This window comes from Rufibacter immobilis (assembly GCF_003721565.1).
Lineage (GTDB): Bacteria > Bacteroidota > Bacteroidia > Cytophagales > Hymenobacteraceae > Nibribacter > Nibribacter immobilis.
In genome coordinates this window covers 572,938-585,649 of sequence record NZ_RJJE01000001.1, presented here as the reverse complement: position 1 = coordinate 585,649, position 12,712 = coordinate 572,938, and the positions used below count along the sequence as shown (strand labels likewise).

Annotated in this window: 8 protein-coding genes; 2 read left to right on the top strand and 6 right to left on the bottom strand. The window is 46.1% G+C overall.

The window, feature by feature from the left end:
• Nucleotides 1-126: 126 nt before the first annotated feature.
• The 6 genes from EFA69_RS02430 to EFA69_RS02405 form a co-directional block, all read right to left on the bottom strand.
• Nucleotides 127-1,407, bottom strand: coding sequence for a M16 family metallopeptidase (locus EFA69_RS02430; protein WP_123131475.1), 1,281 nt, complete (start codon nucleotides 1,405-1,407; stop codon nucleotides 127-129).
• A 5-nt stretch (nucleotides 1,408-1,412) separates the two neighbouring features.
• Nucleotides 1,413-2,573: a type IX secretion system outer membrane channel protein PorV gene (gene porV / locus EFA69_RS02425; RefSeq protein WP_123131474.1), complete on the bottom strand. Its 1,161-nt coding sequence runs from the start codon at nucleotides 2,571-2,573 to the stop codon at nucleotides 1,413-1,415.
• A gap of 29 nt (nucleotides 2,574-2,602) precedes the next feature.
• Entirely contained in the window at nucleotides 2,603-6,457 is a 3,855-nt protein-coding gene (gene porU, locus EFA69_RS02420; RefSeq protein WP_123131473.1) for a type IX secretion system sortase PorU, read from the bottom strand.
• A gap of 86 nt (nucleotides 6,458-6,543) precedes the next feature.
• Nucleotides 6,544-6,795 (bottom strand): phosphoribosylformylglycinamidine synthase subunit PurS, encoded by a 252-nt coding sequence (gene purS, locus EFA69_RS02415; protein ID WP_123131472.1) that lies wholly within the window; start codon nucleotides 6,793-6,795, stop codon nucleotides 6,544-6,546.
• Nucleotides 6,792-7,499 carry a CDP-diacylglycerol--serine O-phosphatidyltransferase gene (pssA, locus tag EFA69_RS02410; RefSeq protein WP_123131471.1) on the bottom strand — a complete coding sequence of 236 codons (708 nt, stop codon included), beginning with the start codon at nucleotides 7,497-7,499 and terminating at the stop codon, nucleotides 6,792-6,794. Before pssA ends, purS begins: the two co-directional genes overlap by 4 nt.
• 40 nt (nucleotides 7,500-7,539) lie before the next feature.
• On the bottom strand, nucleotides 7,540-8,190 hold the full coding sequence (locus EFA69_RS02405; RefSeq protein ID WP_123131470.1) for an MBL fold metallo-hydrolase: 651 nt from the start codon (nucleotides 8,188-8,190) through the stop codon (nucleotides 7,540-7,542).
• Nucleotides 8,191-8,255: 65 nt separating this feature from the next.
• Here EFA69_RS02405 and EFA69_RS02400 point away from each other — a divergent pair, with 65 nt between their 5' ends.
• Complete coding sequence (locus EFA69_RS02400) at nucleotides 8,256-9,332, top strand: NAD(P)/FAD-dependent oxidoreductase (RefSeq protein ID WP_123131469.1); 1,077 nt, start codon at nucleotides 8,256-8,258, stop codon at nucleotides 9,330-9,332.
• Nucleotides 9,329-12,520: a hypothetical protein gene (locus EFA69_RS02395; RefSeq protein ID WP_148041232.1), complete on the top strand. Its 3,192-nt coding sequence runs from the start codon at nucleotides 9,329-9,331 to the stop codon at nucleotides 12,518-12,520. Before EFA69_RS02400 ends, EFA69_RS02395 begins: the two co-directional genes overlap by 4 nt.
• Nucleotides 12,521-12,712 lie beyond the last annotated feature (192 nt).

Here is a 12,712-nt window from a genome sequence, read left to right as displayed (position 1 = left end):
AAGGTCTAAGTGCTTTTCTGGAGCATACATCGTTTATCCACCAAAAAGGGCGAGGCTCACCTAAATAGCAGGTGAGCCTCGACCTTTTTCAATAAATGAGATTGCGAAAAACTGTGTAAGGCTTATTTATGCTTTACTGCCTCCAATTACTACTTGAAACAATGTTTCCTCTTGTAAATATCTACTAGCAGCTTCTTGTAGCTCTATGGGAGATAATGTATGAATACGTTCAAGTAGCTGAGTATAGAATTCGGCAGGCAAGTCTAGTAGAATATTAGACCTGTATCGATCCATCTTATCAAAGATAGTGGAGTGATCAGATAGAAACTTTCCTTCTAGATGCTTTTTAACTGTCGCGAGCTCTTCCTCACTTATTTGTTCTATCCGTAGTGCTTGTATTTCTTTAGATATTTCATCTAAAGTTTCTGCTATCTTGTCGCCTTTTATGTCGGTTCCAACAATGAAGGCAGAGCCTTTCTCCTTATGCGATAAAGAAGAATAGATGCCATAGGTGTAGCCTTTGTCTTCTCTAATGTTTCTCATTAACCTGGATCCAAAGTAACCACCTAACGTGTGATTCAATAAATAGAGAGCCGGATAATTTGAATGTAACGGAGATATAGATTCTTTCCCAATCCTTAGAGAAGCTTGCATGACATTAGATGTCTTTTCCTCAATGATCGTTTCTGAACTAGGAGAAGCTACAATATTTTGTTGGGCGTTATTCTCTTGAGTAAAGGAAGACATATAATCCTCTATAGTTTGAATTGCTTCTTCAGAAGTATCACCAGTTATAAATATCTCAGAAGAGGCAAGGTTGTAGGAAGTCTTATGGAATTGCTTTACCTCGTCTATATTGATAATTATAATATCCTCTTCTGATATATAGGTAGCGTACGGATGGTTTTTACCATATAAAGCTGTAGTGAAGGCCTCAGTAGCTAGGTAGCTGTTCTTTTGTTTATCAACTGAAAGCGTCTGAATTACCCGTTGCTTCACTAGCTCAAATTCTTTCTCTGGGAAAGATGGGTTTATAATTACATCAAATACTAGGGGGAGAAGTGTAGGTAAAAATTTGGATAGACAATATAAAGTTACACTTGCTCTATCAAATCCGTGGGAGACATCAAGAGAGGCACCATAATACTCTGCTAAATCGGCTATTTGCTTTGCTGAATATTGTAGAGTACCCTCTTTCAACATCTTAGCGGTCAGAGAGGCTATTCCAGCTTTGGGTTGGTACCATTTACCAGCTTTAAAAACAAATTCAACCCGTACTATGGGTTGAACCTGATTTTTAGAAATATGTAATCTTGCTCCATTAGGAAGTACTTTTATTTCAGGAAAAATAGAAAGTTCAGTAGTTAACTCTGCAATGGCAGGCGCTATAGCTCTATTAAGATGCATATTTTTTATTCTGCTCCGTCTAATTTAAAATGGAGTGAAAAGCGGAGTGTCTGTGCCAACGGATTATTCTGCTCATTTGGGACTAAATAAGCTGCATCTACTCCAAATTTCTGGTAGCGGATACCTAAACCCATAGATAAGTATTTACGACCTCCTTTTTGTTCGTTTTCAAAAAAGTATCCTGCACGAGCAGCAAACATATTGTCATACCAGTACTCTAGACCTGTGGCAAGAGCAATTTCTCTCAATTCTTCACTACCCCCACCCGGGGCATCAGTGAATGATTTGAAAATACCTGAAAAGACATTGGTTTGATCATTTACAGAAGGATCATCTGGTTGTGTATAGGGTACTAATAACTTATTCCCATCTATCGCTAATGTTATTTTATTATAAGGGTCAAGTTCCATCGTAATGGCAGTTCCTAAACGTAAGTTTGTTGGCAAGAAATCTTTTCGACCTGCAGTAGAATAGGAAATTTTGCCTCCAACATTAGAAATATTACCACCCAAAGCTAAGTTTATATTTTTCCCTCCTAAGCTTAAATCTTTATTATAATAGATTCCTAGATCTACAGAAGCAGAATTCCCAGGAGTAGATTCAAAGGTTTGTCCAGTAGTATTGGTCACATTTGTATTACCTGCCAAATTAGATCTGATATATCTAGCTCCTATACCTAAACTGAGATTCTGACTAAGCTTCTGCCCGTAAGATACTGATACTGCATATTCTTTAGGATTAAAAGGCATTCTATCATCTGGTCCAGTATTAAATACAATATCCCCTAAATCAAAATACAGGAATGATACAGCAAGAGAAGAGTTAGGAGCTAGCTTCTTGTATGCAGACAGATAAGCTAAATACATATCATCTACTACATTCCTTAACCAAGGTGAGTAAGATATTGAGGCTTCAAAATCAGATTCCACAAAGCCGAGCTTTGCTGGATTCCAATAAGGAGAATTTACATCTGGAGAAGTAGCAACACCAACATCGCCCATACCAGCAGCTCTGGCATCTGGGGCAACTAATAACACGGGTACAGCCGTTGTGATAGGTCTATACTCCAGATTCTGTCCAATAGCGTTTTGTGCCTTAACTGAATAACTGAATAGGCATACAAAAAGAAGGACAAAGACCTTAGAAAGTAAAAAAGTGCATTTCATGCGGTAGAGGTTGTTGTATCTGATCTAAATTATTTAAGTAAAACTAACTTTTCATAGCGAGATGTACTAGCGCCGTCTTGTCGTGAACGAACATTCACTTTGTATATATATACACCTTTGGCTAAAATATCATTGCTGTCGTCTCGGCCATCCCAAGTAAGGCCTGAGAAATGGGTATTCCCGTCAGAAAAACGGTGCATAGTCTTTACTAGTTTACCTGATACGGTGAAAACCTGAATTAGTATATCTAGCTCCTGCCCCGGACGGTTATGATCAAAGTGGAAAGTGGTTTTATCCAGAAAAGGGTTAGGAATATTATAAACATGGTCAAGAGCCAATTTCTCTGAAGAAGCTACTATAAACTCAATTTTAGAAGTGCTGGAGTTATTGTGAGTATCCCAGGCTTTGAAGGAAAGTGTATGTGGGCCTACAGACAAGTTTTTTAGTGCATAACGCACCTTCCCAGATTGATAAGAATCTACATTGGCGGTATAGAATTCATTTAGAATGATGGGAGCGGAAGAATTTTCATCCAGAATGGCGGTTAGCTCATGGCCAATACCTGAGCCGGCAGTATTGATCCCGCTTTCATCATAAAGGAGGGCCAATAAAGTAGCATCTGTTCCGGTGAGCCCCCCTGAGACAAAGGATTCATCATTCATGAAAAGCTGAAGCTGGGGAGGGATATTATCTGCTTGAGTATCGGCATCAGCTCCTCCAACAGGGACAGAGACAGCTCCAAGTGCATCTCTGGAAGAGGTAGAGGCATATAATTGAACACTACCTTCCCCAATTTGGTAATTGATGTCCTTAGGTATTACAAAGGCAATTTCAAAGATGCCATTCTTTATAGTGGCCAAACCATCGTAAAGCACGTTATTCCTAGCCAAGACTTGGCGCGTTGGGTTCTGATCACCCAATGTTGTTAACGATGCACGTTTGTCATACACGGTAAGATGAACCTGCCCCTGAAAATCAGCAACTGTTTGCAGTTGTCCATTTCTAACAATACCTTCTAACCGAACGGTAGATAAGGCTTTAAGAGTATCGGTCTGGGAATGAACAAAAGCTTTATCGTTAAGTTTAGTAAGTGCCACCTCTAATTCTGGATAGGCAAGCCGCATACTGGGGTCACCCAAAAGCGCGAAGTTCCTATTATTCACTCCATACAAGCTAGTGTTTTTGGTCTTGTTCATCAGTGCCCCTAAGGTAGGCATAGAACCATTGGTAAGAGGGGTGAATAAGTAGTTGAAGAAGTTGGTGTTAAGCGCGCGATTACCATCTGAATAAACCGGACGAGTAGTAGTTAGTAAGCCAACTGCCCCCCCTTCTGGGTAAAATAAAGCAGTTTCAGCCCCAGAATCCCGTCTAGGATCGTCATAGCGGCCAAATTCGCAGGTTGCGGTTAAAAAGAAGGTAAGCTTGTTTGAGTTTTTCCAGCTTTGGATTTCTGGGATGGTCAAGATTTGCTCATCTGCTAAACTTATGGCGTTACCGTGTCCGGTGTAGTTAGTGACCAGAGCACCCTTTTCTATAGCGTTCCGTAATGCCTGGTTTGTTTCCGGTGATCGCTGCCCATTAGGAACAGAGACTTGAGGATACAGGTCCAGATAAAGTTTCTGCGGGAGATAGGCAGGAGTGGTACGTTCTACATATTCTGCCAGATAATCTGCATCATTTAAGTGTTCATTCCCATCACCGTCATCAGCTAGGAAAATAAGCCGTTTACGCCAGTTACCCAGTGTCTGATCACTTTCATAACGAATGATCTTGTCTATGAGCAGATCTGCTTCATAAGGGCTTTTAACAGGTAACCTGCCTATGCCAATATCCAATTGATGTGCAAGGGAGAAATCCACTTCAGACCACTCGCCCTCTTCATCATCCAGAAACCCAATATAGTCGTCTGAGGAATAGCTGAGGATAGGGTCAAGAGACTGGCGCGACTCATAAATGGGCACGTAATTCGTGTTTTGCTGTACTCTGCGTTTAGGGTCAAAAGAGGCATCTCCAAGCAGCACTACCTGAAGTAGATCATCTCCTTGCTTTTTGCTGCGTTCATAGACCATTTTAAGGAAATCACGCAGCGCCGTAATGTCTTGGCTTCCAGAAGAGAATTCTTCATAGATAGTAGGCAAAGAGACCACCTCTACCTGTAGTCCGCTACGGGTGCGTCTATGATCGGCCAAGCGTTGGGCTTGAGCAGCAAAAGTAGGCGCCGTGATAATGAGGACATCAAGCTCTCCATCCATATTAAGACTATGGAGATTTTGGTTGGCCACTTTACCTATGAAGGCAGGAGCCGGAAAAGCATTACCCTGGAAGGAAATGTATTCGCGCAGTTGCTGGCTATTCGCAGAGAAAGTAGCAATGTTGTTAGAGATAGAAACTGCTTGCTTCTCAGGTAAAAGCGGATTGCTTACATCCCATATCTGTAACTGGGGTGCAGCACCGCTTAACTGAAACGTACTAATCGTGTTTTTTCTGCTAATTAATGACCTGAAGCTCATCTGATTGCCGGAAAATATTAGCTGGCGCTGAGCTGAGATGGTGAAATAATTTAGATAGCCAGCGGCAGAAGAACTAGTGCCGGGTTGATAGGAATAAGAGAGTGAAAGGTCAGAGGTATAGGCAAGTGAGCTTACGTTTGGAGAGAAGTAGAGCATATGGTTTACTCCTTGGCTATGGTAGTTATGGGAACCACGGCCCGTAATGGAATGAGTACCTAAGGCTGTATTATTTAATCGCACGGAAAAGGCACTGCCCTCCGGTGAATTGGCCATAACCGCCGAAGTAACCCATATAGGGCTATTAGGCACTAAATCAGGGGCTGGAAGGGTGAAGGTCTGCTGTGAGGTAAAGGCGGAGAATTCTTCACCATACCACTCCCGGCCCGAATTGACCATATTTCTAAGATCTACTTCATGGTGCCAACGCTCATCATAAGTAGTTACAATAGGGAATGATCCTGCAGGAGCGGCCTGTTGATTTACCCTCAAGCCCGGACTAGCACCCACCGTTAAAAAGTAGTAGGTAGTATCGCTGTATAGGTTAATAGAGTGAGTAAAGGGTGTCTGGCCTGTTGTGGTGTTCACTGACCACGTATGAGGCCCCTGCCCATAAAAGAGAAGATAGTCATTGGAGTCAAAGCTGCCGTCTTGCTCTCCTTCTATCCAAATGGCATTCTCTACCAGATCATCTGCTCTGGGGCTGGTGTTCGCTTGCGGAAGCATACCGCCGCCATTGCCGTACAGGCGCAGATGGCGTGGGTTCAGAGATTGGACATTAATCCCCATTGCCTGCAGAGCCGCCCGGTCTAATTTATAGATTCCTGTAGACGGAACACCTATTTTATACCACTCTCCAGATGCTAATACGGAGCGGGTACTGTAAGTGCGGCGGGAACGGTCTTGGCTTGCTTTTCTATGATTGTTGCCAGTAGTGTATTGGTAGCGGAAAGAAATCACTTTCTCCACGACTCCCGTTGCTGGGTTAAGCCTGAAAGGCTGAAACACCACCACAGAATTAGGCACACGATTGGCTGTACCTACGCTAACAAAAGGTGTGATTTCCGTTTTGAGGCTCTTTTTTGGAAATGAGCGCAATTCTGCCGCTGTTAAAGGAGCGTATTCAATGGCCGTAAAATTAAAGATAGCCACTGCCGTATTGGGTAAAGACAGGACATAGTAAGAAATTTCTTCCTTGCCCTGGTAAGCGGCTTCTTCAAAAGTAGGAAGGGTGGGAGCGGTGTCTGCAAGGGAGGAGGTATTGCCCGAAGCAGTTCGCCAGGATACGGTGCGGCTTCCCTGAGTCTGAGCCCAGGAAGCAGAAGCCGCAGCTACCCATATAGCTGCGGCAAACAGAAGCTTTCTTACATAATGCATGTACGCGGGTAAAGGCTACTCCGCAACACAGGCGCATTCCCATAGGTTCAGGCTCCACAGTAAGAGAGCCTGTCTGAGGGTAATGCCTAGTTGGCCGTGAGGCGGTAAGAAAAAGATTCCATAATCAGGTTGGCCAGTAATTTCTTACAAGCCTCTTCTACTTTTTGGGCAGCAGCGGCTTCATTTTCCGCTTCTAACTGTAAACGAATGTGTTTGCCAATTCTTACATCAGCTACCTGCTCCAGACCTAAATGTTCCAAACCCAACATCACAGCCTTCCCTTGTGGGTCTAACAGTTCTGCATGTGGCATGATATCAATTTCGGCAGTGAATTTCATAACGAAGAGGGTTTTAAAAATGATAAAAGAATGTAAATGGCCAAATTCAACGGAATGGCAGTAAAGTTAAATATTGCAAAGAAAAGAACCGAAAGCCCCATGAAAATAAACCGTACTTGGTTCCCTTGCCAGGCCATGTTCTTGAATTTAAGGGCAAACAATGGCAACTCAGCAATGAGCAGGTAAGAAAACAGCACCGTAATGGCCAGTAGAACAAACGGATTAAGGATAACGCCCGTCAACCCGAAGTCATCATGAGCCATGATGAGGGGCAGAGAGATCACAAACAGAGTGCAGGCCGGAGTGGGTACGCCAATAAAGGAAGAGGTTTGCCGGGTGTCAATATTGAACTTGGCCAAGCGCAATGCAGAGAAAATGGTGATAAGAAACCCTGCAAAAGGTAACCATTCAGGGAAATTGGCAGACGCAGAGGCAGTTTCTATGCTTCTGGTTAAAAGCTGTAGCATCATGGCGCCCGGTACCACCCCAAAGGAGACCATATCTGCCAGAGAATCCAATTGTTTGCCTATTTCTGAATAGGAATGTAAAACACGTGCCACCATGCCATCCATGAAGTCCAGCGCCGCTGCCGCAACTACCAGATATGCGGCCGTAATAAGGTCTTGCTGAAAAATAAAGTAGATAGCCAAGCACCCGCAGAGCAGATTCAGGCAGGTAATAAAATTAGGAATGTGGGTCTTCATAGAGTGAGGTAAAGTCCGTTTAGGGGCCGTTTTTCTAAAATTAGCTCAAAAACGGATTACTGGCTTTTTCTTCGCCAATGGTGGTGGAGGGGCCGTGGCCTGGGTGTACAACCACTTCATCTGGCAAAGAGAACAATTTAGTGCGGATGCTTTCAAGAAGGGTGGCGTAATCGCCGCCAGGTAAGTCTGTACGGCCAATGCTGCGTTGGAACAGAACATCGCCGCCAATCAGGTTTTTGCTTTCCTGGTGGTAGAACACCACATGCCCAGGTGCATGGCCGGGCGTAAACAAAACCTGCAGCTCGGTCTCCCCAAAAAGAATATTCTCGCCCTCCGTCAGGAATTTCTCTGGCAATACCTCCTGGTACTGAGGAAGCCCGTAGGCGGTAGAATATGTTGGTACCGCCCTCAGTACTTCCAGATCGGCCTCATGTATCTCCAGCGGAACACCGTAGGTATCAGAAACAAACTTGTTCCCCAGCACGTGGTCAATATGACAATGCGTGTTCAGCAGACGTACTACCTTCAGAGAATTGGCGCTTATAAAGCTCTGCAGTTCCTGCTGCTCCTGTTTGTTGGAACACCCCGGGTCAATGACAACGCACTCCTGCGTATGGTCATAGAGCACGTAGGTGTTTTCTGAGAAAGGATTGAACGTAAAGCTTTTTAGTTGCAGACCAGTGGCAGACATAATGAGACATCTTTTTTGCAGGCTCTAAGTTACATATTTCAGCGGCACATGCCGTACCTTGCCGTATGATTTATGATTATCTGGTAGTAGGACACGGCCTGGCGGGGGCCATTCTTACCTGTTTTCTGGAAGAGAACGGTAAAACGGCGTTGGTATTTGATGTACCCAAAGCGAATGCTGCCTCCCGGGTGGCCGCCGGACTCATCAACCCGGTGGCCGGAAAACGTTTTGCCAAGAGCTGGCAGGTAGATGCGTTTCTGCCCGCCGCCAGTTCTTTTTACCAAAGCATGGAAGAACGGTACCAGACGCCGCTGTTCCACCGCAAGCCTATTCTGAAATTATTCTCCACACCCGAAGAGCAAAATAATTGGATGGGGAAAAGCACAAATACGGCTTGGGATGATTATATTGAAACCACGCATCTGCAACTACCGCTCTCTGAATACGTTCATCAGGAATTAGGCGGGCTGCTCATTCAGCGCGGAGGGTATATTGCCCTGCGTACTTTCCTGCAACTGCGGGAAGAAGAACTCCAAAAACAAGGAAGGCTTCGGACAGATTCTTTTGAGGTGAGCCAGTTAGAGCTAATGCCCCATGGGGTACGTTACCAAGGCGTAGAAGCTAAAAAGATTATTTTCTGTGAGGGCGCGCAGGCGGCACAAAATCCTTATTTCGGCTGGCTGCCTTTTTCATTGAACAAAGGTGAAATTTTAGATATAAATGTGCCCAATTTTGACGCTTCATATATCTATAACAAAGCCGTTTACGTTGTGCCTATAGGGCAACAGCACTACCGGATAGGGGCCACTTACAATTGGCGAGAAGTAAACGAACAGCTTACGCCAGAAGCAAGGGAAGAGCTTACCTCCAAAACAAAGGATATTCTGAAGAAACCTTTTACCGTGACAAAGCAATATGTGGGCATCAGGCCAGCGGTACGGGATCGGAAGCCTTTGATAGGTATTCACCCGGAGAAACCACAGGTCGGCATTTTTAACGGTATGGGTTCCAAGGGAGTCTTGATGGCGCCGTTACTGGCACAACAGTTTGTTTCTATGCTTGAGCAGCAAACCCCTCTGTGGCCTGAAGTGAACATTGCCCGGTATCTATCAATGTATGTAGCATCTACGTCAAACATATGAGTCTAATCTCTACTCGTTTTACACGCGTCTGCCAATTCTTGTTTGTGCTGTTGGGCTTAGGTATGCCGCTGTTGTCTGTGGGGCAGGCCACGGCGCCAGATGACTTCGGGCAGAACCGCATCCAGTACAAAAGATTCAACTGGGAGTACTACAGCACCCAGAACTTCAATGTGTACTACTCCCAGGGTGGCCGGGAGCTTGCCCGCAATGCCGCCGAGCACGCTGAGAAAGAACTGAAAAGAATTACTTCTCTTATTGGGTATTACCCTTATTCCAAGATAACGCTTATTGTCTATAACTCTGTCTCAGACATGAAGCAGAGCAACATAGGGCTCATAGACGATCCGTACAAAGGAGGCAATGACGTGCTTTTTGTGAAGAGCAAGATTGAAGTTGCGTTTGAAGGATCGCAGACGGAATACAAGCGGCAGATGACGTACAACATCACAGAACTGCTGATCTCTGATATGATGTACGGCGGCAGCCTCCGGGAAATGATCCAGAGCAACTACCTACTTCGGTTGCCAGACTGGTTTATCTCGGGTGCTGCGGCCTATATTTCTGAGGGTTGGAGCGTGGACATGGATGACTACATGCGGGACATGATCCAGAAAACCGGTGGCAGGCGCTCAGAACCGTTGTTCGCCCGCAACCAACGAGTGACGGGACAAGCCATCTGGAACTACATCACAGAACGCCATGGGGCCTCCGCCATTCAGAACATTCTCAACCTTACCCGCATTACCCGCGATATTGAAGTAGGGATTGCCAGTAGCCTGAACATGCCCTACAAGCGGTTCACGCGCGAGTGGTTTGGGTACTATACCCAAATGAATGCCTATACAGAAGGCGGACTACCTTCGCCCAGCAAGGAAAACAAAATCAAGAAATCTAATGGCCGTAACTTCCTGTACTCTGAGCCTGCGCTAAGCCCGAGCGGTCAGAAAATGGCTTATGTGATGTATGACCGGGGCGCCTATAAAGTGTATGTGCGTGAACTGGGCTCCAATAAACAGCGAATGGTGTACCGGGGCGGCTATAAAATGCCCAACCAGGAAGTAGACAACACCGTGCCGCTGGTTTCCTGGCGGTCAGAAACACAGTTGGGCATTTCAGATGTAAGACGCGGCAAACTTCAAGTAAGATTACAGGGAGCCGAAAAGCGGTACATTCCGGGAGTGGCCACGTTCAAAAGTCTCTTGGGGAAAGACAAAGACGTGCTTTTCATGAATGCTTACAGCCAGATCACCGGATTAGACTTCTCAGACGATGGGCAGCTGATGGTGTTCAGTGGAGTGAAGAACGGCCAAAGCGATTTGTTCCTGTACCGCGGTGGACGATTGGTGCGGCAATTAACCGATGACGTGTACGATGATCTGCAGCCTTCCTTCCTGCCAGGGCCAAGCAACCGCATTGTGTTCAGCTCTAATCGGTTGGCAGATTCTGTGCAGTCCAGTAAAGGGAAGTTTGCCTCTGTTGCCAGCAACTTTGACATCTACCTCTATGATCCGGCTAACACCCAAAGCCGCTTCTGGCAATTAACTTATACCCCCGCCAATGAAGTAATGCCCATTGGCTTGTCTGAGGACGAAATCATGTACCTGGGGGAGGAGACGGGAATCCGGTCCCTTTACCGGCAGAACATAAAAGTAGGCACTGTGGAGAGAGTCTCTGACTGGCGGCAGAACATCAAAACCTATGACTACCATCCGCGCACGGGCAACCTCATCTTTGTGGCTAATGACAGAGCCAAAGAGTACCTCTACTGGTATCCTAATTCGGCGTTGCCGGCTGTAGCGCAAGCTGGCTTCAAGACAAAGCGGCAGGAAGTACTGGAGGGACACATGCAGCGCCGCATTCAGCAGGAGAATGCCCGCATAGCGGCGGCAATAGCAGCAAGGGCAACCGCAGATTCTCTGGCGGCGGTACAGTCTTCCATCTTGACAGACAGTACCGCCACAGATAGTACGGCAGTTCCGGCCAAACCACCGGTGGCGGCTCCCAAGCCTAGAACCATCATGGCCATGGCCCAACCAGACTCGCTGGTACTCAATTATCCTAAAGCCTATGACCTGCGCTTTGGGGTAAGTAATCTGGTCACCTCCATCTATGCAGATCCGTTGCTGGGCTTCGGTTTTGTGATGGAAGTGGGCATGTCTGATCTGTTTGAAGATTACCGGTTAAGGGGAGGCGTCTTCGCCGTGACGGATTTGCAGACCACCAATTTCTACGCTGAGTACTCCAACCTGAAGAACCGCTATGACTACCGGATTGGTTACCAGAAGCAAAGTATCATGGTAGGAAACCAAATAGGCCGGTTAGGAAAACACGAGATTTTGCCGGCCTTCAGTTACCCGCTTACCAACGCATTGAGTGTGAAGGTGCTTCCTCGTTATTCCAATGTGAGGTACACCAATATCATAGAACTGTTTGAGCCAGACATGGTCATGGACTTTGCCGGTATAGGCGGTGAGTTGGTTTACGATAACTCTGTGGTGACCGGTATGAACATGCGCGAGGGAACCCGCATGAAAGTGGGGGTGACCAGAATGTACGGCATCAATAACAAGGAAAGCGGATTTGGCAAGTTCTATGTAGACCTGCGCCACTACCAGAAAATACACAAGGAGTTCGTTTGGGCTAACCGCCTGAGCTACGGGCATTCTTTCGGTCCGGCGCCTAAGCGGTATCTGTTGGGTGGGGTGAACAACTGGATTGGAGCTTCTGAAGACAGCATCATTTTCGACCTGAACCAACCGCCTTCAGATTTCTTCTACCTTGACTTTGCCACGCCCATGCGCGGGTTCAACTATAACGCCCGGAGCGGTAGCCGGTACGTGCTGTGGAATTCAGAACTGCGCCTGCCGCTGTTCCAGTACTTGTCAGAAGGTCCTATCAACTCGGGCTTCTTCCGGAATCTGCAGTTTATTGGTTTCTTTGATGCCGGTACTGCCTATAACAGCGGGAATCCGTTCAGTGAAGACAATTCAGTGAACACGCAGCCCGTGCCAAAACCGCCGTTTGAGGTAATTGTGCGCAACTTCCGGAACCCGTTCATGTACGGCTATGGCTTTGGGGCCCGCACCACTCTGTTAGGTGTTTACGGTAGGTTTGACATGGCCTGGGGCGAGAAAGACCTGCGGCGCGAAGGACCTAAGTTCTACTTCTCCATGGGGTATGACTTTTAATCGTCTTCTTGAATGGCGTAGCGTTTAGAGCCTCTTTTTCTGAAATTAACCCTAAACCAGCGCGGGCTCCTTTCACAGAAGGAGCCCGCGCTGGTTTTTTTATAGTAAGAGGAAAGACAGTTCGCATAAACCATTTAAAGAAACCCTCCCATTCTCTCACAAGATGCGTTTAGCGGCCGTTTTTCTGAAAAC

What these genes read in the sequence shown, in the direction of transcription:
- EFA69_RS02430 (WP_123131475.1), bottom strand. Translation starts at nt 1,407, where the DNA reads ATGCATCTTAATAGAGCTATAGCGCCTGCCATTGCAGAGTTAACTACT.
- purS (WP_123131472.1), bottom strand. Translation starts at nt 6,795, where the DNA reads ATGAAATTCACTGCCGAAATTGATATCATGCCACATGCAGAACTGTTA.
- EFA69_RS02395 (WP_148041232.1), top strand. Translation starts at nt 9,329, where the DNA reads ATGAGTCTAATCTCTACTCGTTTTACACGCGTCTGCCAATTCTTGTTT.
- EFA69_RS02400 (WP_123131469.1), top strand. Translation starts at nt 8,256, where the DNA reads ATGATTTATGATTATCTGGTAGTAGGACACGGCCTGGCGGGGGCCATT.
- porU (WP_123131473.1), bottom strand. Translation starts at nt 6,457, where the DNA reads ATGCATTATGTAAGAAAGCTTCTGTTTGCCGCAGCTATATGGGTAGCT.
- EFA69_RS02405 (WP_123131470.1), bottom strand. Translation starts at nt 8,190, where the DNA reads ATGTCTGCCACTGGTCTGCAACTAAAAAGCTTTACGTTCAATCCTTTC.
- porV (WP_123131474.1), bottom strand. Translation starts at nt 2,573, where the DNA reads ATGAAATGCACTTTTTTACTTTCTAAGGTCTTTGTCCTTCTTTTTGTA.
- pssA (WP_123131471.1), bottom strand. Translation starts at nt 7,499, where the DNA reads ATGAAGACCCACATTCCTAATTTTATTACCTGCCTGAATCTGCTCTGC.